Origin of the sequence: Microbacterium sp. NPDC087665, from assembly GCF_044743285.1 — a bacterium.
GTDB lineage: Bacteria > Actinomycetota > Actinomycetes > Actinomycetales > Microbacteriaceae > Microbacterium.
The window spans coordinates 350,608-374,422 of record NZ_JBIUWD010000004.1 but is presented as its reverse complement, the minus strand read 5'-3'; the positions used below and the strand labels follow the sequence as shown (position 1 = coordinate 374,422).

Genomic DNA, 23,815 nt, shown 5'->3' with positions numbered 1-23,815 from the left:
AGACCCGCCGTCGGACATTCGCGAGGGGTCTCGGGTGACGCGGCTCGCCGAAACGTCTAGGGCAGAAGGGGGATCACCGCGGAGAGGTCCTGAGGACCGACGACGAGGCTCGCGGCCGCGCGCACGGCGGGCTTCGCGTTGAACGCCAGTCCGAGACCGGCGACGGCCATCATCTGCAGGTCGTTCGCCCCGTCACCGATCGCGATCGTCGCCCGCGGCGCGATTCCGAGCTCGGACGCCCATTCCCGCAGGGAAGACGCCTTGGCTGCAGCATCCACGATGTCGCCGTCGACCTCACCCGTGAGCACGCCGTCGGACACCGTCAGGCGGTTCGCCCGCCAGCGGTCGACTCCGAGATCGGGTGCGACCTCGTCGAGGATCTCGTGGAACCCCCCGGACACCACACCGACGACACCGCCGCGTGCGTGCACGGCCGCGGTCAGTTCGCGCACCCCGGGGGTGGGCTCGATCCGCGCGAGCACGCGACGGAAGGCCTCGACGGGAACTCCCCGAAGAGCCGCGACGCGCGTGCGCAGGCTCTCCGCGAAGTCCACTTCGCCGCGCATGGCCGCTTCGGTGGCCGCTTGCACCTCGTCGCGGCGCCCCGCCTCGTCGGCGAGCAACTCGATCACCTCGTTGCGGATGAGGGTGGAATCGGCATCGAGGACGACGAGGAAGCGCGCAGCAGTCACACCGTCGAGCCTAGCGACCGGAGCAGAGCGACTCCGCACGCACGCTGCTCAGCGCTCGATGAACATTCCCTTGCCGACCACGGTGATGCCCGTCTCGGTCACGGTGAACCCGCGGGCGAGGTCGCGTTCGCGATCGACGCCCACCGTCGCACCGTCGGCCAGCACCACGTTCTTGTCGAGGATCGCTCGATGCACCCGTGATCCTGCTCCGATGTGCACGTGATCGAAGACGACGGAGTCCGTGATCGTCGACCCTCCTCCGGCGAGCGTCCACGGCCCCACCACGCTGCGCTCGAGGTGCGTGCCCGAGAGCACCGATCCGAGCGAGACGATCGAGTCGATCGCGTTGCCGATCCGGCCCACCGAGTCCCGCACGAACTTCGCGGGCGGGGAGTTGACCGTCTGCGAGTGGATCGGCCAGTCCATGTTGTACAGGTTGAAGATGGGCAGCGTCGAGATCAGATCCATGTGCGCGTCGAAGAAGGACTCGATCGTGCCCACGTCGCGCCAGTACGACCGATCACGCGGCGAGGAACCCGGAACGTCGTTCTGCTTCATGTCGTAGTAGCCGGCCTCGCCGCGATCGACGAAGTAGGGCACGATGTCGCCGCCCATGTCGTGTCCGGACGTGGGGGACTCGCCGTCGGCCTCGACCGCGGCGATGAGGGCGTCGGCATCGAAGATGTAGTTGCCCATGGAGGCGAGCACCTCGTGCGGGGCATCCGCGAGGCCCGTGGCGTCGGTCGGCTTCTCGAGGAAGGCCCGGATGCGCCCCGAGCCGTCGGGGTCGGCGTCGATCACGCCGAACTGCGACGCGAGGGCGAGGGGCTGGCGGATGCCGGCCACGGTCGCCTTCGCGCCCGAGGCGATGTGCGCGTCGAGCATCTGGCGGAAGTCCATGCGGTAGACGTGGTCGGCGCCGATGACGACGACGATGTCGGGCTTCTCATCGTTGATGAGGTTCATGCTCTGCAGGATCGCGTCCGCAGACCCCGAGAACCACCTCTTGCCCAATCGCTGCTGTGCAGGAACCGAGGTGACGTAGGAGTCGAGGAGCGCAGACATGCGCCACGTCTGCGAGATGTGGCGGTCGAGGCTGTGCGACTTGTACTGCGTGAGGACGACGACCTGGCGGAGGCCGGAGTTGATGAGATTCGAGATCGCGAAATCGATCAAGCGGTACTGTCCGCCGAACGGCACGGCCGGTTTCGCACGGTCGGCCGTCAGGGGCATGAGTCGCTTGCCCTCGCCGCCGGCGAGGATGATCCCGAAAACCTTCTTTGGAGCGGACATGGCTCCACCATAGATGCGATCCGGCTCGCTGTACTAGCGTTCAGACATGCGAGTTGAAATGATCACGAAGGAGTATCCGCCGGAGATCTACGGCGGTGCGGGTGTGCACGTCGCGGAGCTCGTCGCGGCCCTTCGTCAGAGCATCGAGGTGAGCGTGCGCGCGTTCGGAGCGCCGCGCGAGGAGCCGGGAACATCGGCATACAGCGCACCGGTCGAACTCGCCTCGGCGAACGCGGCCCTGCAGACCCTCGGAACCGATCTCGAGATCGTGGCCGCGATCGAACGCGCCGACGTCGTGCACAGTCACACCTGGTACGCGAACTTCGCCGGTCACCTCGCTTCGCAGCTGCACGGCATCCCGCACGTCCTGACCGCGCACAGCCTGGAGCCGCTCCGGCCCTGGAAGGCGGAGCAGCTCGGTGGCGGATACGCCGTGTCGAGCGGTATCGAGAAGCTCGCCTACGAGAACGCGGCCGCGGTGATCGCGGTGAGCGCCGGTATGCGCGCGGACATCCTGCGCAGCTACCCCCAGGTCGACCCGGAGCGCGTGCGCGTCATCCACAACGGCATCGACGTCGAACGCTGGCGGCCGGTGCACGACCCGGCGTTCCTCCAGTCGGTCGGCATGGACCCCGCACGGCCCTCCGTCGTGTTCGTGGGGCGCATCACACGGCAGAAGGGGCTGCCGTACCTGCTGCAGGCAGCCCGTCTGCTGCCCCCGGAAGTGCAGCTGATCCTCTGCGCCGGCGCACCCGACACCCCCGAGATCATGGCGGAGGTGCAAGAAGGCGTCCGTCTGCTGCAGCAGACGCGCAACGGTGTCGTGTGGATCGAGCGGATGCTTCCGCGCGACGAGCTCTCGGCGATCCTGACGGCGGCCACCACGTTCGTCTGTCCCTCGGTCTACGAGCCGCTCGGCATCGTGAACCTCGAGGCGATGGCATGCGGTGCAGCAGTGGTCGGAACGATCACGGGAGGAATCCCCGAGGTGGTCGACGACGGCGTGACCGGTCGCCTGGTGCCGATCGATCAGGTGCAGGACGGCACGGGAACCCCGGTCGACCCGGAGCGTTTCGTCGCCGACCTCGCCGCGACCCTCACCGAGGTGGCTCTGGATCCCGCGCGAGCGCGCGCCTACGGCGACGCGGGTCGGGAGCGGGCCACGCGCGAGTTCAGCTGGGCCTCGATCGCCGACGCGACCCGCGCGCTCTACGCAGAGGTGTCGAACTGAGCCGATAGGCTGGAGGCATGCCGATCGCTCTGGAATTCACCGATGTCGTCGTGCGCCGCGAAGGGCGCAACATCATCGATCACGTGACCTGGCAGGTCGCCGACGACCAGCGCTGGGTGATCCTCGGACCCAACGGCGCGGGTAAGACCACGCTGCTTCAGCTCGCCGACACGCTGATGCATCCGACGTCGGGCACAGTCACGGTTCTCGGTGAGACCCTGGGCCGCACCGACGTGTTCGAGGTGCGTCCGCGCATCGGATTCGCATCGTCCGCGATGGCCAAGCGCGTGCCGCGTGACGAGACGGTGCTCAACACCGTGCTCACCGCCGCGTACTCGGTGCTCGGTCGCTGGAACGAGGACTATGAAGACATCGATGAGCGCCGCGCGCTGCGCGTGCTCGGCGACTGGCGCCTCGAGCACCTCGCCGATCGCACGTTCGGCACGCTGAGCGACGGCGAGCAGAAGCGGGTGCAGATCGCCCGCGCGGTGATGACCGATCCGGAGCTGCTGCTGCTCGACGAGCCGACCGCGTCGCTCGACCTCGGCTCGCGCGAAGAGCTGCTGGCGCTGCTCAGCGGCTACGCCTCTTCTCCGTCGACGCCGGCGATGCTCATGGTCACGCACCATGTCGAGGAGATCCCGGTCGGCTTCACGCACGTGATGCTGCTGCGCGACGGCCAGGTCGTCGCGGCCGGCCCGATCGAGGAGGCCCTCACCGCCGAGGCGCTGACCACCGCGTTCGGCATGCCGATCACCCTCACCAGCGAGGACGGACGCTACGCGGCACGCGCCGCGGGCTGAACCGCCATCTGGTAGGATCGATCCTTGGTGCTTTCTGCACCGCAGACTTCCCTCGTCCCTGGCACAATCCAGGGCAGCAACTAAGGAATCCCATGAAGACTGACATTCACCCCGAGTACAAGGCCGTCGTTTTCCGTGACCTCGGATCGGGAGAGACGTTCCTCACCCGCTCCACCGTCTCGAGCGACAAGACCATCGAGCTGGACGGCGTGGAGTACCCCGTCATCGACGTCGAGATCTCCTCGGCTTCGCACCCGTTCTACACGGGCAAGCAGCGCATCATGGACTCGGCCGGTCGTGTCGAGAAGTTCAACCAGCGCTTCAAGGGCTTCGGCGGCTCCAAGTAAGGACCGTCCACACGAAGGCCCCGCTCTCCTCGGAGAGCGGGGCCTTCGTCGTTGTCGTCGGGACGGGCGTCAGAGGCGGATGGTGATGCGTCCGTCGTCGATCTCATCGGGCGGATCGCCGGGCGAGGGGGCCGGTGCCGTCCGCTGCGTCTGTCGGTCTCGTTCCATGCCGGCCTCATGAGCGCTGGGCGACCAGACGGCGTCGAAGGCACCGCCGAGTCCTCCGCCCGTGACCCCCTCGTACTTCTCCTCGACGGGTTTGCGAGAGAAGGTGCGCGTCATGCCCAGGATCAACAGTCCCGGGCCGGTGACGAGCACCATCGCGAGGGTCGCCCAACCGAGCACGTCTCTCATGCCACCAGGGTAGTCGGCGCCGGGGAGAACGGTCAGCGGATGCGTCGGCCGTGCGCCAGATCGATCAGCCGCGAGAGGACGCCGCCCGATCGAAGCCCGTTGTGCTCGTGCTCGCTGGTCTGCCAGAGCCGCACACCGGGGATGAGCCGTGCGGTCTCGAGCGAGAACTCGAGCGGCACGTAGACGTCGTTGACGTACACTGCCGCGGCGCCCGTCGCCCCGGAGTCCGCGATGGCGTCGGCGTCGTACACGCGGGGCCACTCGAACTCGGCGAGCTCGAGGGCGACCTCGCGCCACGGGCGGAATGCCGGAACCGTCTCGGTCCATTCGCGGCGGATGTGCTCACCCGTGAAGAGCGTGGGGTCGTCGCGGAAGTCGGCCGGCTCCGTGCGCTCCGCCGACCAGCGGGTCGCGTGGCCGTCGGCGTAACTGGACTCGTGGAAGGCGAAGTAGAGCGGATTGCGTCCGCCGTAGGGCATCGCGTTCATGAGGTCGTAGCGGAACGCATTCGTCGACGGGTCCAGTTCGAGCAGCGACCATACCGTCTGCCATCCGCCGTCCGTGCCGAGTGCGGAGCCGAACGATCGCAGGCGCGAGGTTGAGACGATCTCACCGTCCGGCAGCACGATGTCTCCGGCCGCGGCGCGGTCGACAAGACGGCGCATGGCGTCGCGATGCTCGGGGAATCGGCGGTAGTAGGCCTCGGACGACGCCCGCATCTTGTCGTAGCAGAGGGCGTACACGTCGTCGGGATGCCGATCGACGGCGCTGAGCCCACCCGTGATGAAGACGTCTTTCAGCGAGCCGGCATCCGTCGAGAGGTAGGCCAGGGTGGTGAATCCGCCGAACGACTGGCCGAGAACGCTCCACTGCGCTGCTCCCAGATGCTCGCGCATCGCTTCGCAGTCCCGCACGATGGCATCGGCACGGAGGTGCGTGAGGTGCTCGGCGACGGCGGATGCTCCGCGTTCCAGATCCGCATCCTTCACCGGCGTGGAACGACCGGTGCCGCGCTGATCGAGCAGAACGACGCGGTAGTGCGCCAGCGCCTCGTCGAGCCACGCGGGCGCCGTGGGTGCGTGGAACGGGCGGGGCGCCTCGTGGCCGGGGCCGCCCTGGAGGAAGACCAGGTAGGGGAGCGTTTCTCCGCCGTCGCGGGACACGACCGACGCGAAGACGTCGATCGTTCGCGTGTCGCCGGGATCACCCCAGACCAGCGGAACGGTGAGCGTGTGCTCTTCGACGGTCAGATCCAGCAGGCGACGGACTACGGTACTCACGTATTCCAGCCTATCGGCGGGGACGGCGATCCCCGAGACGTCGCTACATCACGTTCCCGATGTACGAGTACTTCACGAAGACCTCGGACGCGATGCCGGCTTCGGCGAGAACACCCTGCACGGCGTTCATCATGTAGTTGGAGTCCCAGCCCATGTAGAGGTGGTGGCCCTCTCCGAGGTCGTCCCACTGGCCCTTCCAGGCCATGGCATCGTAGATCGGGCCGCCGTGTGCCGCGCTGTAGCTGAGCGCCGCAGCTCGGGTGTCGGTCCACGCGCGGCGCATCACCCGGTTGAACAGGTAGCGGACGTCGTAGACCTCCCACCGTTCGCCGCGGTACTCGACGTAGTCGAACTCCCGTTCCCAGCCGGCCGGCCATCCGCGGCGGCGCACCGCATCGAGGATCGGGGTGAGACCGTCGTCATCGATCTCGGGGAGCGCGGGACGCGCCCAGATGCGCAGCACGTCATCGGTCAGCCGGACGGTGCGCTGCGTGATCGACGCGGTGTTCCACACGGGAACCTGTGCGAGCTGGCGTGTCGCCGCGACAGCGCTGCGGGCGTAGGCATCCGCCTGCTTGACCGGATACGCGGCCCCAAACACGCGCTCGGTGAGCGGTGACTCCAGAAGGGTGAGGTTGCCGAGTGTGGGCGCGAGGGCGCGATGGCTGTTCTGCTCGTCGTCGGTGTACTCGCTCCACACGCGCACTCCGTCACCGGACCAGCCGTCTGCGGGCACGCTGGGCACGATGTGCTCGATGTCGTACTCGGACGGATCGTCGACACCCTCCAACCGGCCGAGCACGTAGTCGGCGTGGGGCAACTCGCTGTACTTCAGCACCGCGCTGACCCGCTCATCCGACGGGGTGATGCGAGCGAAAGCACGCGCCAGCGAATCGCGACCGGCCGCACGTGCACGGCAGAGGCGTGCCACGAGACGCTCGTTCGGAAGGTTGACCAGAGTGCGCCGCAGATACAGCGCCTGGATCCACTCCAGCGTCTCGATGAGCTCCTCGCGGGGGATGAGGCCTCGGGCGTGATCGCTGTAGGCGCTCAGCACCAGAGGGTACGCTGCGCGGCCGAACGTGTTCACGTACCGCAGCTGCCGGGCGATCTCGGCATCCTGTTCCCGGGAGGGATCGAGCAGGATGCTGTAGATCTCGGCGTAATGGCGCCAGATCTCGGCATCCGCCTGCAACCGATCGACGTCGACGCGGGGGAACGACTGACGGAAGGCGCTGTAGACGCCGTGCTCGCCGTTCGCCGCGAGTTCGCGGCCCGTCGTCATCACGAGGTAGTGGCGCCAGAAGGCTCCGATGGTTTCGCCGGTGTAGCGCTCGATCGGCAGCCAGAAGCGCTCTTCGACGTCGCGCTGCTCGGCGTGGGTGAGCCCCATGAGGATGTAGTTGTGGATGAGCTCGTGATCGCGCAGCGGTTCACCGGTCGAGTTGAGGCTTTCGAAGATCTGCTGCGCGTTGGCGTCGGCACCGAGCGTGATCGACACGTGCTCGAGCTTCTGCAGGCCGCGCCAGATGCGCGCGACCTCGTCGACGTGCACCTGGCTGCGGAAGAAGGCGTAGTTGTCGTCGAACCGCGACTCCTGATCGACATCGTCGCGGCGATCGAGCACGACCGACTCGTAGAGGCCTGCCCAGGCATCGTGGGGGCGGAGTTTGGTGCGTGCGGGGTCGTCCTGACGGACGAGCACGCGAGCGAGCTCTTCGGCGAGCGAGGGGTTCTTCTCCTGCACCGAATGGCGGAGCGCCGCCACGAGCAGCATCAGCGTGGTGATGCGCTGCTGGCCGTCGATGAGGATGAGATCGTCGCCGGATCCGTCTTGAGCGGACAGGATCGAGCCGATGAAGTGCCGGTGGGAGGCATCGTCGTCGGCGACGGCCCTGATGTCGGCGAGGAGCTGTTCGCACCCACCGATGTCCCAGCGGTACTGGCGCTGATACACCGGCACGACGATGGTCGTGGACCCGGCTGCAAGCCACTCGATCGTGTTGACTGCTGTCGCCTCGACGTTGGTGGCGGTGCTCATGCTCGTGTCTCGTCCTCCCAGTACGCAGGGCGCCGAGGACTCGCCCGGGCACCCGATTCAGTCTATTCGGTTATTCACGGCCGACCTCTGAGGAGCGCGCAGGACTCGCTGTTAGGCTTGCCTTATCAGGGCCTGTTAAAACGTGCTGGCCCCCGATGAAAGGAACATGACTCGATCATGGGATACATCAAGTCCAAAGCGCTGGAGGAGAAGGGCTTCGTCGTCCTCGACAGCTACAACCAGGAACTCGACCCCCAGGAATGGCTGGACGTCGAGTACAACGACTGGAAGTCCTCGGGCGACACCCGCTTCGCACCGCTCGCGAGCGCCTTCGGCGACATCGAGTGCAACGGCTTCTGGAACCACAAGCCGCCGCGCACCGACAAGGACGGCGTCTGGATCGACTCGCAGACCGCCAAGGCTCCCAACCTGACGCGTCGCGCACAGGAGCCGGGAGCCAACGTCGGTCGTTGCCGCATCATCGAGCTGCAGCCGACGCCGTACGGCGAGTGCCTCTACAACCTCCACCAGGACGACAACAACCGTCTGAACCCCGACGGCACCGGCTGGGTCGTTCGTGGCTTCTTCAACCTGACCGACGATAAGGACAGCTACTTCGTCCTTCGCGAGAACCGCACCGACCCGAGCATCGAGTACCGCATCGCTCTGCCGGCCGGCGCGCAGCTGATCGTCGACACGCAGCGTCTGTGGCACGCCGCCACGCACAACGGCACCGAGCCGCGCTACTGCCTCATCACCTCGTGGACCTCGGGCCCTGAGCTCGACGCGTACATCGAGAAGTACAACGGCACCGACGACGTTCCCAACGTCGAGGTCGCGCAGGACGTTCTCGAGGCTGGCTACGCCGAGCAGGCGCGCAAGGATGCCGCTCGTGCCGCGTACTACGCAGCCAAGGGACAGCAGGTCAAGCAGGCGATGAGCGAGGCCTGATCCTCGACACCTGCGGAGATTCATCTCGGCGGAAGGCCCCGGTCCACACGACCGGGGCCTTTCCTGTGGAATGACATGCTTGTGATTTCCAGGTTCGTGGGCAAGAATGGGCGCATAACCGCATATCGTCGCTGATTTCGTTGGTTCAGGTCGTTGGGGAAGACGCACCTGATGAAACGGAGAGATCATGGCGACGGCTTACGCACGCGGAGTGGTGTTCATCCACTCTGCGCCTCGCGCGCTCTGCCCGCACCTGGAATGGGCGGTGGGTCGCGCTATCGGACGTGCGGTGAACTTCGACTGGGCCGATCAGCCCGTGCTCGACGGTGCTCGCCGCGCCGAGTTCTACTGGGACGGCCCGGTCGGTACGGGTGCCGCTCTGGCGACGGCGATCCGTGGGTGGGAGCACCTGCGCTTCGAGGTCACGGAGGATCCCACTCCGCGCAGTGACGGAGGCCGCTGGCTGCACACTCCCGACCTGGGTATCCACTTCGCCCAGACGGATGCCGCCGGAAACATCGTCATCGGCGAGGATCGCATCCGCTATGCGATGGAGATCGCCGCCGGGAGCGCGCTCGAACTCCAGCGGGAGCTCGACGTGGCACTCGGCTCGGCGTGGGACGACGAGCTCGAACCCTTCCGTCACGCGAGTGACGACGCGCGTGTCGTCTGGCTGCACAAGGTCGGATAGTGCAGGCGGCGATGAAGACCTGGAGTGCGGAGGCGTGAGTATCGGATGCCGGTGAGTCATCCCGGACGCTGAGAAAACGTATCCCCACTCCATACGACCAGGACCCCGCCCTGTTCCCACAGGCGGGGTCTTCGTCGTGTCGGCCGACAGAAGATTCAGATGACCGCGGCGTGTTCGAGCACGCGTCCGCGGGCGGAGGCGCCGTCGTTGACGTCCGCCCACGCGCGTGACAGCCTCGACATCGCCTCGGCCATGCGCTCGGGCGGGAAGCTGATGGGGATGCGCAGACGACGTTCCAGGACCCCGCCCGTGGTGAACCGCGGTCCCGGGGGAAGGATCAGTCTTCGTTCGCGCGCGGCGAGCGACAGCGCGGTCGAGATCGGAGCGCCGAGATCGATCCACGCCGACAGGCCGCCGGGAGTCGGTGGCATCCGCACGCCCGGGATGGCCGTGGCGAGTCCCGCCTCGACGGCTGCGCGGCCCCTGCGCAGGCGCTCGCGAACGTGCGTGGTGAGCGCCGCCATGTCGGACATGAGTTCCACGGCGATGCATTGCTCGAGCAGGGCGGTACCGAGCTCGAACGAGGGCCGCACCGCGAGCAGCCGCGGAATCAGAGAGGGCTCGGCACGGATCCATCCGATCCGCATCCCTCCCCACGCGATCTTCGACATCGAACCCAGCGTGATGACACGCGGATCGAAGGCGGCCATCGGGGTGGGGTTCCAGCCCCGGTCGATGTCGAGATCGGTCGTCGTCTCATCGATGATCAGGTGCGTCCCGGAGCTGCGTGCCGCAGCTGCGAGTCGTGAACGTTCGGAATCGGGCAGAGTCGCGCCCGTCGGGTTGTGGAAGTCCGGAATCAGGTAGGCGATGTGCGGTCTTGCGCTGAGCAGAGTATCGCTGAGGTGTCGAGTATCCCACCCGTCGACGTCGACGGGAGTCGGCGCCATGCGGTATCCGTGACGGTGGATGGCTTCGAGGGCGTGCGGGAAGGTCGGCTGCTCGACGAGGGCTCGGCCGCCGCGCCGCCCGATGGTCGCCAGGACCAGATTGAGGGCGTTCAGAGCGCCGGAGGTGATGATGATGTCATCCGCCGTCGTCGGTGCCCCCCGCTCGGTGAATCGACGAGCAACGGCCTCGCGGAGTTCGGGAAGGCCGCGCAAGGAGTATCCGCTGGTCCCACGCAGCGTCGCCAGTCGAGGCAGGGAGCGGACGGTCGCATCGTAGAGACCGGGTGTGGAGTCCATGGAGGCGATCGAGAGATCGATGGCGGATTCGTCGTCTTCGAAGGGGGACGAGGCGATCGGGTGGGGGAGCGTGACGCGGGTGCTTCCGCCGTGAAGCCGCGACACGTAGCCGTCGCGCTCCAGCAATCCGTAGACGCGCGTGATGGTCGAGCGCGAGCGGTGGAGCTCGAGCGCGAGCGATCGCTCGCTGGGGAGTCGCTCTCCGACGGTGAGCCGGCCGTCGAGGATCAGGGCTCGGATGTGTCCGGCGAGAGCGGATGCCGTGGCGCCGGCGACGGTCTGCGGGCCCAGTTGATCGACGAGTCGTGATCCCATGCCTCCAGCATGGCGCAAAGTGGCCTTCTTTTCTCAGGCCACTTCTGTACGAGTGGTCCGGTGCGGGAACCGCAACGCGCGGCCACTATGAAGAGATGCTCCTGCGTTCCGTGCTCCTGCCCATCACTGCGACGACCCGCCGCGACCTGGTCGAGCGCCTCGCCCAGCTCATCCTCGGTCTGGCGCTCTATGGCATCGCACTCGGATTCATGGTGCGTGGAGGCATCGGTGTAGCCCCCTGGGACGTGCTCGCGCTCGGCGTCGCCGGGCGTTCGTCTCTCGGATATGGCACGGTGACGGTTCTGGTGTCGATCGTGGTGCTCCTGCTCTGGATCCCTCTTCGGCAACGGGTCGGACTGGGCACCGTGCTCAACGCTCTGCTGGTGGGACCGTCGGCCGACCTGACACTTCTCGTCCTGCCCGCACCGTCGAACGTATGGATCGGGGCGCCGATGTTCGTGTTCGGTCTGGTTCTGTTGGCGTTCGCCACGGGGCTCTACATCGCCGCGGACTTCGGCCCCGGACCGCGCGACGGTCTGATGACCGGTCTCGTACGTGTCACCGGTTGGCGCGTGTGGATCGTGCGCACGCTGATCGAAGGCTCGGTGCTGCTCGTCGGCTTCCTCCTGGGCGGACCGGTCGGGGTGGGCACCGTGCTTTTCGCCTTCGGCGTCGGTCCGTTGATCGGGTGGTTCCTGCCCCGCATCACGCGACTGCGTGAGGAGCGGTCGCGGCAGCTCGTCGCTGCACGGGCGCAGTAGGCCTGTCACAACGAAAGAGGCCCCCGGGAATCCCGAGGGCCTCTTTCGTCGTGCGGATCGATCAGTAGTCGGCACCCGCGACGGCGAGGACGGCGTTGTGGCCGCCGAAACCGAACGAGTTGCTGATCGCGATCTGCGGGCCGTCACCGAGCGGGGTCGGCTCTCCCGAGAGTCGGAACGGCACCGCGGGGTCCTGCTCCGTCATGTTGATCGTCGGCGGGGCGACCCGATCGCGCAGGGCGAGGATCGAGAACATCGCCTCCAGCGCGCCGGTACCGCCCAGCAGATGACCGGTGGATGCCTTCGTCGCCGACACCGGGATCTCGGTGAGGCGATCGCCGAACACGCGTTTCAGGGCGACGTACTCGTTCGGGTCGCCGATCGGGGTCGAGGTGGCGTGGGCATTGATGTGGGTGACCTGGTCGGGGGTGACGCCTGCCTCTTCGAGCGCCTGCGTCACCGCGCGTGCGGCGCCCGCCCCCTCGGGGTCGTTGCCGGTGATGTGGTACGCGTCGGCGGTGACTCCGCCGCCCAGCACATAACCGTAGATCTTGGCGCCGCGCGCCTTGGCGTGCTCCTCGGTCTCGAGAATCAGAACGGCAGCACCCTCGCCCATGACGAATCCGTCGCGATCGATCGCACCGGGGCGCGATGCGTGCGCCGGGTCGTCGTTGCGACGCGAGAGCGCCTGTGCGGAGGCGAAGGACGCCATGGTGATCGGGTGGATCGCGGACTCGGCTCCACCGGCGATGACGACGTCGGCGAGGCCATCCTGAAGGTGGTGGAAAGCATGGATGATCGACTCGGTGCTCGACGCGCACGCGCTGACCACGGTCTGCGCGTAGGCGCGGGCGCCGAACTGCAGCGAGAGGTTGCCGGCGGCGGCGTTCGGCATCAGCATCGGGACCGTCAACGGCATGACGCGACGCGGTCCCTTCTCGCGCAGGGTGTCCCAGGCGTCGAGCAGGGTCCAGAGGCCGCCGATGCCGGTGGCGAAGTCGATGCCGAGGCGCTCGGGGGCGACGTCGGGGGAGCCGGCGTCTTCCCAGGCCTCGCGCGCGGCGATCAGCGCGAACTGCGACGAGGGGTCGAGGCGCTTGGCCTCGTGCCGGGGGAGCACTTCTTCGGGACGGACCATCGCCTCGGCGGCGAAGGTGACGGGGAGCTCGTACTTCTGCACCCAGTCGTGCTCGAGTGTGCGGGTACCGGACACGCCTGCGAGCAGGTTGCTCCAGTTGTCCGGGGCGGTCCCGCCGATGGCGGACGTGGCGCCGATGCCGGTGACGACGATGCGCTTGGTCATGGTGTGGTTCCTATCGGGCGGGGAGTCGAGCGGGTTTCGGGGCAGGACGGAGGATGCCACGCCCCGACGACGCGGGGGTGGCATCCCACGTGGATTACTCCTGGCCTGCGACGATGAAGGAGACGGCGTCGCCGACGGTCTTGAGGTTCTTGACCTCGTCGTCGGGGATGGTGACGCCGAACTTCTCCTCGGCGTTGACGACGATCGTCATCATCGAGATCGAGTCGATGTCGAGGTCGTCGGTGAACGACTTCTCGAGTGCGACCTCAGAGGCGTTGATGCCGGTCTCGTCGGTGATCAGCTCTGCGAGGCCTGCGAGGACCTCATCGTTGGTGAAAGCCATGTGGTCTTCCTCTTTCTTACGGGTTGTTATCGGAACCGTGGAACAGTCTAGGGAACGTCGGGCCCCTGTCAGGGGAGCACGACCACTTGAGCGGCGAACACGAGGCCCGCGCCGAAGCCGATCTGGAGTGCGAGCCCGCCGGAGAGCTCCGGGTGCTCGGCCATCAGGCGGTGGCTCGCGAGGGGGATCGAGGCGGCTGAGGTGTTGCCGGTGGTCTCGATGTCGCGGGCGATCACCGTGGTCTCGGGCAGCTTGAGCTGCTTGGCGAACTCGTCGATGATGCGCATGTTGGCCTGGTGGGGGATGAATGCGGCGATGTCGGATGCTTCGACACCGGCGCGCTCGAGCGCTTCGCGCGCGACCTTCGCCATCTCCCAGACCGCCCAGCGGAAGACCGTCTGGCCCTCTTGGCGCAGGGTCGGCCAGGGGACCTCGCCGTCGCGGAACTGGGTGAGCGTACCGTTCATGCCCACGGCATCGGCCTTCGAACCGTCGGATCCCCAGACGGCCGGCGCGATACCCGGCGTCTCGCTCGGGCCGATGACCGCCGCACCTGCGCCGTCTCCCAGGAGGAACGAGATGCTGCGATCAGCCGGGTCCACGATGTCGGAGAGCTTCTCGGTGCCGATCACGAGCGCATAGTGCGCGGCGCCCGCTTTGATGAGGGCGTCGGCCTGCGCCACAGCGTAGGCGTAGCCGGCACAGGCGGCGTTGATGTCGTACGCGGCGGCGGGGTTCGCCCCGACGCGATCGGCGACGATCGCCGAGACCGACGGACTCTGCTTCGGATTGCTGATGGTGGCGACGATCACGAGGTCGATGTCGCTCGCCGGGATTCCGGCCTTCTCGATCGCTTCGGCGGCCGCGTCGGTCGCCAAGTCGATCGCGTCGGTTCCCTTGTCGGCGCGGACACGGGTGATGATGCCCGTGCGCTGACGGATCCACTCGTCGCTCGAGTCGATCGGGCCGATGAGGTCGTCGTTCGGCACCGCGTTCTCACCGCGGGCCGCGCCATACGAGTAGATGCGGGTGAAGGCGGGGCCGGTGGCCTGCGTCAGGGTGACGCTCATGCGGCTTCTCCGTTCAGCAGCGCGACGGCTGCATCGAGGTCTTCGGGGGTCTTCACGGCGACCGTCGGCACTCCGCGCAGGCCGCGCTTGGCGAGACCGGTGAGCGCCCCGGCCGGTGCGAGTTCGATCAGGCCGGTGATGCCCTGCTCGGCGAACGATGCCATGCAGAGGTCCCAGCGCACGGGCGAGGAGACCTGGTCGACGAGGTAGGAGAGCGCCTGGGCGCCGGTCTCGACCACCGAGCCGTCGCGGTTGGTCCACAGCGTCAGCGTGGGATCGGCGGGCGTCACAGCGGTGACGGCGTCACGGAGCACGGCGACTGCCGGTGCCATGAAATCGGTGTGGAAGGCGCCGGCGACCTGCAGGGGGATGACCCGCGTGCCCTTCACCGGCTCGGAGGCGAGCGCCTCGAGAGCCGGGAGCTCACCTGCGACGACGATCTGACCGCCACCGTTGTAGTTGGCCGGAGAGAGCCCCAGGTCATCGAGGCGCGCGAGGACCGCCGCCTCGTCGCCACCGAGCACCGCGCACATCCCGGTGGGGGTCTGGGCCGCGGCATCCGCCATCGCACGACCGCGGATGCCGACGAGCCGCATGCCCGTCTCGGCATCGATCACGTCGCTGCCGACGAGCGCGGCGATCTCACCCACGGAGTGGCCGGCGATGCCATCGGCGCGCCGGCCGGCCCGTGCCGTCAGCGCCTCGGCCGCGATCAGCGACGCGGCGACGATGAGGGGCTGGGCGATGCGCGTGTCGCGGATCGTGTCGGCGTCCGACAGCGTGCCGTGCTCGCGGAGATCGACCTCGGCCGCCTCCGAATAGGCGTCGAGCCGTTCGGCCACCCCATCGAGCTCGAGCCAAGGGGCGAGGAAACCGGGGGTCTGCGAGCCCTGACCAGGGCATACGACGACAATCACCTCACCAGTCTGCCAATGATCTGCGCGAAGCGGTGGATGATTCATCACAAGATTCCGGAAAACGCTTGTGTGTGGCGCACAGCGGTGCCATCGGGAGCGCCGAAGAGCGCGTCAGCGTTTCGGATCAGCGCGGCGGTCTGCGCAACGCCGGCCGACGCCGAGCCTGGTCGGCGGCGCCGATCGAGCCCAGGATGAGGGCGGTCTGCAGGATCAACGCCTCGCGCGGCCCGGTGGCATCCCAGCCGATGACCTCGCTGACGCGCTTCAGGCGGTAGCGCACGGTGTTCGGGTGCACGAACAGCTCGCGGGCCGTCGCCTCGAGGGAGCGCCCGTTGTCGAGGTAGCTCCACAGCGTCGTGACGAGATCGGTGGAGTGCGCCTGCAGCGGGCGGAAGATCCGCTCGATCAGAGTCTGTTTGGCGAGCGGATCGCCGGCCAGTGCCCGTTCGGGGAGAAGATCGTCGGCCTCGACGGGACGAGGCGCGCTGCGCCAGGCGCGTGCGACCGCGAAGCCGCCCAGAGCGGCGCGGGCGCTCTGGCTCGCATCGACGAGTGCGGCCACCGCCGGTCCGAGAACGACGTATCCGGGTCCGAACGACGGTTCGAGACGCGAGGCGATCTCGAGGAACGTCAGTTCGTCTTCTTCGCCCTCCTGCTCGGCGTCGTCGCGCGCTCGACCGAGCACGAGCACGAGACGCGACCCCTGCACACCGATGAGCACGTCGACCGCGAGCTTGCGGGCCGTGCGGCGCACCTGGTCGACGTCGAATTGCGGGGGAGTCGTGCCCACCAGAACCGCGACCTCGCCGTGGCCGTGCCATCCGAGGGCGGCGATACGGCTAGGGAGTTCCTCGTCGGCTTCGCCGGTGAGGATCGAGTCCACCACCAGCGCTTCGAGCCGAGCATCCCACAGCCCTCGGGCCTCGGCAGCCCGTGCGTACACGTCGGCTGCGGCGAAGGCCACGTCGCGGGAGTACAGCAGGATCGCTTCGCGGATGTTCTCGCCCTTGCCGGCGACGCGCTCCTCGGTGACCTCGACGGTCACGCGGATGAGCTGCAGAGTCTGCTGCAGGCTCACGCTGCGCAGAAGCTCACGCGGAGCCGCGGCGAAGATGTCTGCGGCGATCCACGGAGTGGACGTGGGGTCGTCGTACCACTGGATGAACGAGGTGATGCCCGCCTGGGCCACCAGCCCGACCGCAGAGCGGCGGGCTGGTGGCATGTCGGCGTACCAGGGCAGCGTGTCCTCGAGGCGCTTGATCGTCACCGAGGCGATGTCACCGGAGATCCGGCGCAGCCAAGTGAGAGTCGCGGCCTTGTCCATGCCGGTGGGAGACGAACCTGTCACGGATGACTCAGCTTTCGCCGCCCGCGTTGCCGCTGGTGCCGGCGTTGACATCGTGAAGGCTGTACTTCGCGATGGCCTGCGCGGCCAGCGAGCGGTCGACGACGCCATCCTCGGCGAGCGACTGCAGCGTGCGCACCACGATCGACGGTCCGTCGATCTTGAAGAAGCGACGGGCCGCGGCGCGGGTGTCGGAGAAGCCGAAGCCGTCGGCACCGAGCGTCGCAAAACGCTGCGGGACCCACGGGCGGATCTGGTCCTGCACGGCGTGCATGAAGTCGCTCACGGCGACGACGGGACCCTCGGCGCCCTGCAGCTTCTGGGTGAGGTAGGCCGTGCGGGGCTCCTCCTCCGGGTACAGGAAGTTGTGCTCGTCGGCGGCGAGGCCGTCGCGGCGCAGCTCGGTCCAGGACGTGACCGACCAGACATCGGCGATCACACCCCAGTCGTTCTTGAGTAGTTCCTGTGCCTCGAGCGCCCAGGGGAGTCCGACGCCGGAGGCGAAGAGCTGGGCGCGGGGGCCTTCGCCCTCGCCGACCGAAACGCGGTGGATGCCGCGCACGATGCCGTCGACGTCGACGTTCTCGGGTTCGGCGGGCATCACGAGGGGCTCGTTGTAGAGAGTGATGTAGTACATCACGTTCGGGTCCTCGTGGTTGCCGCCGTACATCCGCTCGATACCGGACCGAACGATGTGTGCGATCTCGTAACCGTATGCGGGGTCGTACGACACCGTCGCGGGGTTCGTCGCAGCCAGCAGGTGCGAGTGCCCGTCGGCGTGCTGCAGGCCTTCACCCGTCAGGGTGGTGCGACCGGCGGTGGCTCCCATGATGAAACCGCGCGCCATCTGGTCGCCCGCCGCCCACTGGGCGTCGCCCGTGCGCTGGAATCCGAACATCGAGTAGAACAGGTAGACCGGGATCAGCGGCTCGCCGTGCGTGGCGTACGACGTGCCGGCCGCGGTGAACGCCGCGAGGGCGCCCGCCTCGTTGATGCCGACATGCACGATCTGGCCCTGAGGGCTCTCCTTGTAGGCGAGGAGGAGTTCGCGGTCGACCGAGGTGTAGTGCTGGCCGTTCGGGTTGTAGATCTTCGCCGTCGGGAAGTACGCGTCCATGCCGAACGTGCGTGCCTCGTCGGGGATGATCGGCACGATGCGGTGGCCGAAGTCCTTCGAGCGGAGCAGGTCCTTCAGCAGACGGACGAACGCCATCGTCGTGGCGATCTCCTGCGTGCCGGAGCCCTTCTTGGGCAGGGCGTAGGCGGAATCCTCGGGCAGCGAGAGACCGACGTGCGTCGAGCGGCGCTCCGGCAGGTATCCACCGAGGTTCTTGCGGCGCTCGAGCATGTACTGGATCGTCTCGTCCTGGGGGCCCGGGTTGTAGTACGGGGGCAGGTACGGGTTCTCCTCGAGCTGCGCATCCGTGATCGGGATGTGCATGGTGTCGCGGAACGTCTTGAGGTTGTCCAGCGTCATCTTCTTCATCTGGTGGGTCGCGTTGCGGCCCTCGAAGTGCGGACCGAGGCCGTAGCCCTTGACGGTCTTGGCGAGGATGACGGTGGGCTTGCCCTTGTGCTCGGTCGCTGCCTTGAACGCGGCGTAGACCTTCCGGTAGTCGTGTCCACCGCGCTTCAGGTTCCAGATGTCGTCGTCGGAGTAGTCCTTGACCAGAGCGGCTGCGCGCTCGTCGCGGCCGAAGAAGTGCTCGCGGATGTACGCACCCGACTCGGCCTTGTAGGTCTGATAGTCACCATCGGGGGTGACGTTCATGAGGTTGAGCAGCGCGCCCTCGGTGTCGCGCGAGAGCAGGTCGTCCCATTCGCGGCCCCAGACGACCTTGATGACGTTCCAGCCGGCGCCGCGGAAGAACGACTCCAGCTCCTGGACGATCTTGCCGTTGCCGCGCACCGGGCCGTCGAGACGCTGCAGGTTGCAGTTCACGATGAAGGTCAGGTTGTCGAGGCCCTCGTTGGCGGCGACCTGCAGCTGGCCGCGGCTCTCGACCTCGTCCATCTCGCCGTCGCCCAGGAAGGCCCAGACGTGCGAGGCGGAGGTGTCCTTGATGCCGCGGTTCTCGATGTACTTGTTCGACATCGCCTGGTAGATGGCGTTGATCGGGCCGAGGCCCATCGACACCGTCGGGAACTGCCAGTACTCCGGCATCAGGCGCGGGTGCGGGTAGGAGGGGATGCCGTGGGGTGCGTGCGACTTCTCCTGGCGGAATCCGTCGAGCTGGTCCTCGCTCAGGCGTCCTTCGAGGAAGGAACGTGCGTAGGTGCCGGGGGAGGCGTGACCCTGGATGAAGATCTGGTCTCCACCGCCGGGGTTGTCGGCACCCTTGAAGAAGTGGTTGAAGCCGACCTCGTACAGCGCCGCAGACGAGGCGTACGTCGAGATGTGGCCGCCGACGCTGATGCCGGGACGCTGAGCGCGGTGCACGGTCACCGCGGCGTTCCAGCGGATCCAGGCGCGGTAGCGACGTTCGATCTCTTCGTCACCCGGGAACTCGGGCTCGTTCTCCGGAGCGATCGTGTTGATGTAGTCGGTGGTCGGAACCATCGGCACGCCCAGGTGCAGCTCTTTCGAGCGCTTGAGCAGGCTGAGCATGATCTCGCGACCACGGCCGTGGCCCTTGGCATCGACGAGCTCGTCGAGCGACTGCTGCCACTCGCCGGTTTCTTCCGGATCACTGTCAAGAGAGTCCTGAGAGTACGGATCCTGGTCGTGGACGGTCACGGGGAGCCTTTCGTCAAGCTGGCAGGTCATGCCAAGGAAACGGGAAGCGACGCGGGCAGCCTTGTCGGCTGTGCACAACGCGTGCCGGATTCAGCCTAGCCCTCTTCCACGACCCGGGCGCGCACCCTCGACCGGATACACTGGAGGCACCAGGGCCTTTAGCTCAGCTGGTAGAGCGCCACGTTTACACCGTGGATGTCGTCGGTTCGATCCCGGCAGGGCCCACCACACCTCGAACCGCTTTCGTCCAGCGCAGCTCTCGCAGCCCGCCGATCACGAGCGCCTCGCCGTCGGCGCCACGCACATACGTGAGCAGTGTGCGACCGCACCCGCGGCAGAGCAGGATCACGCCCGCCGCGTCGACCTCGGCGACGGCATCCGCCACCTCGGACGACCGCTCGCAGTGTGCGCACGTGGCTCGCGCGGTCGTCATATCGCGACCGAAGATGTCGAGGAGGTATCCGCCGGCCGCATTGCCGTCGACCCGCTCGTGGTGACCGGGATGTGCGTGCATCAGGTGCCTCCGAAGCGTTCGGTGCGGATGCGATCGGGGGAATGCCCCTCCGCGACGAGGAAGTCGGCGACGGCTTCGACGAATCCCGTCGGCCCGCAGACGTAGACCGATGGCTCCCGGGTCGGCGGGAGTGTCGCAGACGCAATGGTGGCGGCGTCGAGCCGGCCGGCGGGGCGTGCGAAGCCGGCGGGTATCGATCGGGTGTACGCCCAGTCGATGGTGAGATGGGGGCCGGAGAGCCGGACCAGCTCGTCGGCGTAGAACGCGTCCACCGCCGAGCGGACGGAGTACAGCATCCGCATCGGTGCCACGCTGCCGGTGGCCGCGTGCACTCTCGCCATCGCGATCAGGGGAACGATGCCCGACCCGCCGGCGATGAGTTGCACCGGCTCGGTCTGCTCCGGGGTCCACACGAAGTACCCGCCGATGGGCCCACGGATCTCCATCTGGTCGCCGGGCCGCACGTCTTCCACCAGATAGGGGGAGACCTCGCCGTCGTCGACCTCATCGACCGCCAGTTCGAGGATCTCGCCGGGGCCCGACGAAGCGAGCGAATAGGACCGCACGGCCTGGTATCCGTCCTCCGCGGTCAGCCGCACGTCAACGTGCTGACCCGCGATGTTGCCCGGCCACCCCTCGACCTGCAGTTCGATCACTCGCCCGTGGGATCCGGCTGCCCGGGCGGACACGACGCTCGCCACCCGCCACAGCGGTGCGGTCGTCACCAGTACCGCTCTTCTTTCCACGGGTCTCCGTGCATGTTGTAGCCGTTCTGCTCCCAGAAGCCCGGGGCGTCGTGGTCGCGCAGGTTGAGGCCGTGGACCCACTTCGCGGACTTCCAGAAGTACAGATGAGGTATCAGCAGGCGAGCCGGTCCGCCGTGTTCGGGCGCGAGGGGCTCTCCACCGAACTCGAACGCGACCCAGGCCTTGCCACGCGTGAGGTCGGCGCGCGAGACGTTGGTGGTGTAGCCGCCGTAGGAGAAGACCTCGGCGAAGGCGCCGTCTTGTCCCACCTGCTCCAGCAGGCTCTCGACGGAGACCCCGCGCCAGTGCGTGCCGAGCTTCGACCAGCGGGTCACGCAGTGGATATCGGTGGTGATGGTCTCGACGGGGAGCGCGTGGAGCTGTTCCCACGACCAGGTGTGGCGGATGCCGTCGAGCCCGACGATGACGAACTCCCAGGTGTCGGTGTCGACGCGGGGCGTCGGCCCCGCGGACAGGACGGGGAAGTCGTCCGCCAGATACTGGCCGGGTGGGAGGCGCTCGTCGGAATCCCTTCTGCGAGCGCCGAAGCCGCGGGAGACAACACTCATGGGGGCCTTCTCTCGATCGTCGAGGTCATTCAACCGGATCGAGCGGGGTCGGCGCTACGACTTCTGTCGAGATCCTCGCAGTCGGTATTGCCGCAACTCAGAGCGCGCGGGGGATCCGCGGAACCCAGCACCGGACGCGTCGCTCGTAGGTCGTGTACGCGGGTCCGAACCGAGCCGCCAGATCCGCCTCCTCGATGGGGCGCACGAGCGTGTTCCACACGAGCGAGCCGCAGACCGCGTAGAGCACGACGAGCCAGGAGCTGAGCGTCAGTCCGACGGCGATGCCCTGCACGATCCCTGCGACGGCCATCGGGTTGCGCACGAATCGGTACGGCCCGGCGACGACGAGCTTGCGGGGCATCTCGGAGGGGAGCGGCGTGCCCTCGCCCTGGGTCGACATCGCGACGGCCGATGACACTCCGAGCGCGGTCGCGGCCAGCAGCAGTGCGGCACCGCCGATGCGCACACCGAGCGGGAACTCCAGGTGGAGGCCCCATCGGGACTCGAACCAGGAGATGACCACGGGGAACACGCCCAGGAAGAGTCCCCAGAAGAAGAGTGTCTGCACTCCGGTGCGTGCGACGATGCGCGAGCGTCGACTCGCCGTCGAGGCGCGGAACGCGAAGGGTCCCTGCGCGATCCACTCGATCGGCGCCCGCCCGCACACGATGACGATGCCCGCACCGACGCTCGCGACAGCGGCGACGATCATGAGCAGCGCACCCCACCCGGCCATCCCGCTCGCCGTCGCGTAGATCGTCATGCCGATCGCGACGAGCACCGTCCACGGCACCACGACCCACACGGCGGGGCGCATCCCCAGCGCGACCAGCGCCGAGGCGATGACGAAGAGCGGGATGTCGGCAGCGGCGACGAAAACGGCCGGGAGGTCTCCGAGCGTCGCCGCACGCACCATCGGAGAGGTGAAGACCCCGATCCACCATGCCACGCCCGCGACGGCCTGCAGGGCGAAGTAGACGCGCGCCAGAGGGGGAGCGATGCGCAGGCCGGCGAACACCGGATCGGTGGGAGACGCGGGAACGGGGTCGGTCGGGGTCGGGCTGCGATCAAGTGCCATGACGGCGCTGCCCCCTCCGAACGACGCGTGTTTCCCTGGTCATGTTAGTGCGGCGGGTCACCTGGCACACTGGGCGCATGGAGATCATCGAGAACTCGAAGCTCACGGTCGTCGGTGCGGGAAGCGTGGGATCGAGCGTCGCCTACGCCGCCCTGATCCGAGGGTCCGCTCGACACGTCGCGCTGTACGACATCGCCACCGAGAAGGTCGAGGCGGAGGTTCTCGACCTCGCGCACGGAACCCAGTTCACCGGGACGAGCGACATCATCGGCGGCAGCGACATCTCGGTCGTCGCAGGCTCGCACGTGGTCGTCATCACCGCCGGTGCCAAGCAGCGGCCCGGTCAGACGCGCATCGAACTCGCCGAGGTGAACGCCGGTATCATCCGCAGCATGATGCCGCGACTGCTCGAGGTGGCACCGAACGCGATCTACGTGATCGTGACCAACCCCTGCGACGTCCTCACCGTCATCGCCCAGCGGGAGACCGGGCTCCCGCCCGAGCGCATCTTCGCCTCCGGCACCGTGCTCGACACGTCGCGCCTGCGGTGGAAGCTCGGACAGCGCGCCGGCGTGTCGACGGCCAGCGTGCACGCGCACATCATCGGTGAGCACGGTGACACCGAGTTCCCGCTCTGGTCGCGGGCCACCATCGGCACGGTGCCGATCCTCGAATGGGAGACGCCGGAGCATCCGCGGATCAGCCTCGATGAACTTCAGGAGATCGCCGTCGACGTGCGCGACGCGGCGTACAAGGTGATCCAGGGCAAGGGAGCGACCAACTACGCGATCGGCCTGTCCAGCGCGCGGATCGTCGAGGCGATCCTGCGGGACGAGCACGCGGTGATGCCGGTGAGCACGGTTCTCCACGACTTCCACGGACTCGACGGCGTCGCGCTGTCGGTGCCGTCGATCGTGAGCGCAGCCGGCGCTGTGCCGATCCGCAACACCACATTCTCAGAGGGGGAACTCGCGCTGCTGCGGCAGTCGGCGGATGCTCTCACCGCGGCTGCCGCGTCTCTCGGGAAGTGAGTCGGGGGGGCCGGGGGACCGGGCCCCCCCCCCCTTTAAACCCCCCGGGGGGGGGGGCGGGGGAAAAACCCCCCCCCCACGGCGGTGTAGCCCCCCGCCCCCCCCCAACCCCCGGCCAACCCCCAGCGAAAACCGACCCAAGGTTTGTAGCAAAAC

General features: G+C 67.8%; 23 protein-coding genes and 1 tRNA gene. 8 read left to right on the top strand and 16 right to left on the bottom strand.

Going from position 1 to position 23,815, the window contains the following annotated elements; genetic code table 11:
- Window positions 1-56: 56 nt before the first annotated feature.
- Together serB and ACIOSY_RS11655 are read right to left on the bottom strand one after the other, a co-directional pair.
- The gene (gene serB / locus ACIOSY_RS11660) at window positions 57-692 is read right to left on the bottom strand and encodes a phosphoserine phosphatase SerB (RefSeq protein ID WP_400853332.1); all 636 of its coding nucleotides are present in this window, start codon (window positions 690-692) and stop codon (window positions 57-59) included.
- 48 nt (window positions 693-740) lie between these two features.
- Window positions 741-1,985 carry a glucose-1-phosphate adenylyltransferase gene (locus ACIOSY_RS11655; RefSeq protein WP_400853330.1) on the bottom strand — a complete coding sequence of 415 codons (1,245 nt, stop codon included), beginning with the start codon at window positions 1,983-1,985 and terminating at the stop codon, window positions 741-743.
- A gap of 46 nt (window positions 1,986-2,031) precedes the next feature.
- On the opposite strand from ACIOSY_RS11655, the gene glgA reads away from it, so the two are divergent.
- From glgA to ACIOSY_RS11640, 3 genes are all read left to right on the top strand, one after another.
- Window positions 2,032-3,216, top strand: a complete 1,185-nt coding sequence (gene glgA / locus ACIOSY_RS11650; protein WP_400853328.1) for a glycogen synthase — start codon at window positions 2,032-2,034, stop codon at window positions 3,214-3,216.
- Between the two features lie 17 nt (window positions 3,217-3,233).
- The gene (locus ACIOSY_RS11645; protein WP_400853326.1) at window positions 3,234-4,019 is read left to right on the top strand and encodes an ABC transporter ATP-binding protein; all 786 of its coding nucleotides are present in this window, start codon (window positions 3,234-3,236) and stop codon (window positions 4,017-4,019) included.
- 92 nt (window positions 4,020-4,111) lie between these two features.
- On the top strand, window positions 4,112-4,366 hold the full coding sequence (locus tag ACIOSY_RS11640) for a type B 50S ribosomal protein L31 (RefSeq protein WP_400853324.1): 255 nt from the start codon (window positions 4,112-4,114) through the stop codon (window positions 4,364-4,366).
- A 69-nt stretch (window positions 4,367-4,435) separates the two neighbouring features.
- Here ACIOSY_RS11640 and ACIOSY_RS11635 read toward each other — a convergent pair whose 3' ends face one another.
- Genes ACIOSY_RS11635 through ACIOSY_RS11625 form a run of 3 tightly spaced genes read right to left on the bottom strand, consistent with a single transcriptional unit; the run spans window position 4,436 to window position 8,041 of the window.
- Entirely contained in the window at window positions 4,436-4,720 is a 285-nt protein-coding gene (locus ACIOSY_RS11635) for a hypothetical protein (RefSeq protein ID WP_400853322.1), read from the bottom strand.
- Between the two features lie 32 nt (window positions 4,721-4,752).
- The gene (locus tag ACIOSY_RS11630; RefSeq protein ID WP_400853320.1) at window positions 4,753-6,000 is read right to left on the bottom strand and encodes an alpha/beta fold hydrolase; all 1,248 of its coding nucleotides are present in this window, start codon (window positions 5,998-6,000) and stop codon (window positions 4,753-4,755) included.
- 43 nt (window positions 6,001-6,043) lie between these two features.
- The gene (locus tag ACIOSY_RS11625; protein WP_400853318.1) at window positions 6,044-8,041 is read right to left on the bottom strand and encodes a DUF262 domain-containing protein; all 1,998 of its coding nucleotides are present in this window, start codon (window positions 8,039-8,041) and stop codon (window positions 6,044-6,046) included.
- A 177-nt stretch (window positions 8,042-8,218) separates the two neighbouring features.
- Here ACIOSY_RS11625 and ACIOSY_RS11620 point away from each other — a divergent pair, with 177 nt between their 5' ends.
- Both ACIOSY_RS11620 and ACIOSY_RS11615 read left to right on the top strand, forming a co-directional pair.
- Window positions 8,219-8,992 (top strand): hypothetical protein, encoded by a 774-nt coding sequence (locus tag ACIOSY_RS11620; protein WP_400853316.1) that lies wholly within the window; start codon window positions 8,219-8,221, stop codon window positions 8,990-8,992.
- Window positions 8,993-9,179: 187 nt separating this feature from the next.
- Complete coding sequence (locus ACIOSY_RS11615; protein WP_400853314.1) at window positions 9,180-9,683, top strand: DUF3145 domain-containing protein; 504 nt, start codon at window positions 9,180-9,182, stop codon at window positions 9,681-9,683.
- Window positions 9,684-9,838: 155 nt separating this feature from the next.
- Here the strand turns inward: ACIOSY_RS11615 and ACIOSY_RS11610 are convergent, their stop codons facing one another.
- Entirely contained in the window at window positions 9,839-11,245 is a 1,407-nt protein-coding gene (locus ACIOSY_RS11610; protein ID WP_400853312.1) for a PLP-dependent aminotransferase family protein, read from the bottom strand.
- 95 nt (window positions 11,246-11,340) lie between these two features.
- Between ACIOSY_RS11610 and ACIOSY_RS11605 the strand changes: the two genes are divergently transcribed.
- On the top strand, window positions 11,341-12,006 hold the full coding sequence (locus ACIOSY_RS11605) for a YitT family protein (protein ID WP_400853310.1): 666 nt from the start codon (window positions 11,341-11,343) through the stop codon (window positions 12,004-12,006).
- Between the two features lie 61 nt (window positions 12,007-12,067).
- On the opposite strand, the gene ACIOSY_RS11600 is transcribed toward ACIOSY_RS11605, so the two are convergent.
- The 6 genes from ACIOSY_RS11600 to aceE all read right to left on the bottom strand — a co-directional run bounded on the left by ACIOSY_RS11600 (window position 12,068) and on the right by aceE (window position 19,721).
- Window positions 12,068-13,309 carry a beta-ketoacyl-[acyl-carrier-protein] synthase family protein gene (locus ACIOSY_RS11600; protein ID WP_400853308.1) on the bottom strand — a complete coding sequence of 414 codons (1,242 nt, stop codon included), beginning with the start codon at window positions 13,307-13,309 and terminating at the stop codon, window positions 12,068-12,070.
- A gap of 94 nt (window positions 13,310-13,403) precedes the next feature.
- Window positions 13,404-13,652: an acyl carrier protein gene (locus ACIOSY_RS11595; RefSeq protein WP_017830435.1), complete on the bottom strand. Its 249-nt coding sequence runs from the start codon at window positions 13,650-13,652 to the stop codon at window positions 13,404-13,406.
- A 68-nt stretch (window positions 13,653-13,720) separates the two neighbouring features.
- Entirely contained in the window at window positions 13,721-14,722 is a 1,002-nt protein-coding gene (locus ACIOSY_RS11590) for a beta-ketoacyl-ACP synthase III (protein WP_400853306.1), read from the bottom strand.
- Window positions 14,719-15,639: an ACP S-malonyltransferase gene (locus ACIOSY_RS11585; RefSeq protein ID WP_400853304.1), complete on the bottom strand. Its 921-nt coding sequence runs from the start codon at window positions 15,637-15,639 to the stop codon at window positions 14,719-14,721. The genes ACIOSY_RS11590 and ACIOSY_RS11585 overlap by 4 nt, the downstream gene beginning before the upstream one ends.
- Window positions 15,640-15,763: 124 nt before the next feature.
- Window positions 15,764-16,963 (bottom strand): PucR family transcriptional regulator, encoded by a 1,200-nt coding sequence (locus ACIOSY_RS11580; protein ID WP_400853837.1) that lies wholly within the window; start codon window positions 16,961-16,963, stop codon window positions 15,764-15,766.
- Between the two features lie 31 nt (window positions 16,964-16,994).
- Window positions 16,995-19,721 (bottom strand): pyruvate dehydrogenase (acetyl-transferring), homodimeric type, encoded by a 2,727-nt coding sequence (aceE, locus tag ACIOSY_RS11575; RefSeq protein WP_400853302.1) that lies wholly within the window; start codon window positions 19,719-19,721, stop codon window positions 16,995-16,997.
- Between the two features lie 152 nt (window positions 19,722-19,873).
- Here aceE and ACIOSY_RS11570 point away from each other — a divergent pair.
- Window positions 19,874-19,949: transfer RNA gene (locus ACIOSY_RS11570), tRNA-Val, on the top strand.
- On the opposite strand, the gene ACIOSY_RS11565 is transcribed toward ACIOSY_RS11570, so the two are convergent.
- The 4 genes from ACIOSY_RS11565 to ACIOSY_RS11550 form a co-directional block, all read right to left on the bottom strand.
- On the bottom strand, window positions 19,906-20,235 hold the full coding sequence (locus ACIOSY_RS11565) for a DUF6510 family protein (protein ID WP_400853835.1): 330 nt from the start codon (window positions 20,233-20,235) through the stop codon (window positions 19,906-19,908). The genes ACIOSY_RS11570 and ACIOSY_RS11565 overlap by 44 nt on opposite strands.
- Window positions 20,235-20,960 (bottom strand): FAD-binding oxidoreductase, encoded by a 726-nt coding sequence (locus ACIOSY_RS11560; protein ID WP_400853300.1) that lies wholly within the window; start codon window positions 20,958-20,960, stop codon window positions 20,235-20,237. Before ACIOSY_RS11560 ends, ACIOSY_RS11565 begins: the two co-directional genes overlap by 1 nt.
- Entirely contained in the window at window positions 20,957-21,550 is a 594-nt protein-coding gene (locus ACIOSY_RS11555) for a molybdopterin-dependent oxidoreductase (RefSeq protein WP_400853298.1), read from the bottom strand. The genes ACIOSY_RS11560 and ACIOSY_RS11555 overlap by 4 nt, the downstream gene beginning before the upstream one ends.
- A gap of 97 nt (window positions 21,551-21,647) precedes the next feature.
- Window positions 21,648-22,628: a methyltransferase family protein gene (locus tag ACIOSY_RS11550; protein WP_400853296.1), complete on the bottom strand. Its 981-nt coding sequence runs from the start codon at window positions 22,626-22,628 to the stop codon at window positions 21,648-21,650.
- 77 nt (window positions 22,629-22,705) lie between these two features.
- On the opposite strand from ACIOSY_RS11550, the gene ACIOSY_RS11545 reads away from it, so the two are divergent.
- Window positions 22,706-23,659 carry an L-lactate dehydrogenase gene (locus tag ACIOSY_RS11545; protein ID WP_400853294.1) on the top strand — a complete coding sequence of 318 codons (954 nt, stop codon included), beginning with the start codon at window positions 22,706-22,708 and terminating at the stop codon, window positions 23,657-23,659.
- Window positions 23,660-23,815 lie beyond the last annotated feature (156 nt).

Coding starts and splice junctions, on each gene's coding strand:
- ACIOSY_RS11590 (WP_400853306.1), bottom strand. CDS start 14,722: ATGAGCGTCACCCTGACGCAGGCCACCGGCCCCGCCTTCACCCGCATC.
- ACIOSY_RS11580 (WP_400853837.1), bottom strand. CDS start 16,963: ATGGACAAGGCCGCGACTCTCACTTGGCTGCGCCGGATCTCCGGTGAC.
- ACIOSY_RS11620 (WP_400853316.1), top strand. CDS start 8,219: ATGGGATACATCAAGTCCAAAGCGCTGGAGGAGAAGGGCTTCGTCGTC.
- ACIOSY_RS11645 (WP_400853326.1), top strand. CDS start 3,234: ATGCCGATCGCTCTGGAATTCACCGATGTCGTCGTGCGCCGCGAAGGG.
- ACIOSY_RS11545 (WP_400853294.1), top strand. CDS start 22,706: ATGGAGATCATCGAGAACTCGAAGCTCACGGTCGTCGGTGCGGGAAGC.
- ACIOSY_RS11610 (WP_400853312.1), bottom strand. CDS start 11,245: ATGGGATCACGACTCGTCGATCAACTGGGCCCGCAGACCGTCGCCGGC.
- ACIOSY_RS11635 (WP_400853322.1), bottom strand. CDS start 4,720: ATGAGAGACGTGCTCGGTTGGGCGACCCTCGCGATGGTGCTCGTCACC.
- ACIOSY_RS11625 (WP_400853318.1), bottom strand. CDS start 8,041: ATGAGCACCGCCACCAACGTCGAGGCGACAGCAGTCAACACGATCGAG.
- ACIOSY_RS11655 (WP_400853330.1), bottom strand. CDS start 1,985: ATGTCCGCTCCAAAGAAGGTTTTCGGGATCATCCTCGCCGGCGGCGAG.
- ACIOSY_RS11550 (WP_400853296.1), bottom strand. CDS start 22,628: ATGGCACTTGATCGCAGCCCGACCCCGACCGACCCCGTTCCCGCGTCT.
- ACIOSY_RS11600 (WP_400853308.1), bottom strand. CDS start 13,309: ATGACCAAGCGCATCGTCGTCACCGGCATCGGCGCCACGTCCGCCATC.
- ACIOSY_RS11555 (WP_400853298.1), bottom strand. CDS start 21,550: ATGAGTGTTGTCTCCCGCGGCTTCGGCGCTCGCAGAAGGGATTCCGAC.
- ACIOSY_RS11595 (WP_017830435.1), bottom strand. CDS start 13,652: ATGGCTTTCACCAACGATGAGGTCCTCGCAGGCCTCGCAGAGCTGATC.
- ACIOSY_RS11565 (WP_400853835.1), bottom strand. CDS start 20,235: ATGCACGCACATCCCGGTCACCACGAGCGGGTCGACGGCAATGCGGCC.
- ACIOSY_RS11615 (WP_400853314.1), top strand. CDS start 9,180: ATGGCGACGGCTTACGCACGCGGAGTGGTGTTCATCCACTCTGCGCCT.
- glgA (WP_400853328.1), top strand. CDS start 2,032: ATGCGAGTTGAAATGATCACGAAGGAGTATCCGCCGGAGATCTACGGC.
- ACIOSY_RS11605 (WP_400853310.1), top strand. CDS start 11,341: ATGCTCCTGCGTTCCGTGCTCCTGCCCATCACTGCGACGACCCGCCGC.
- ACIOSY_RS11640 (WP_400853324.1), top strand. CDS start 4,112: ATGAAGACTGACATTCACCCCGAGTACAAGGCCGTCGTTTTCCGTGAC.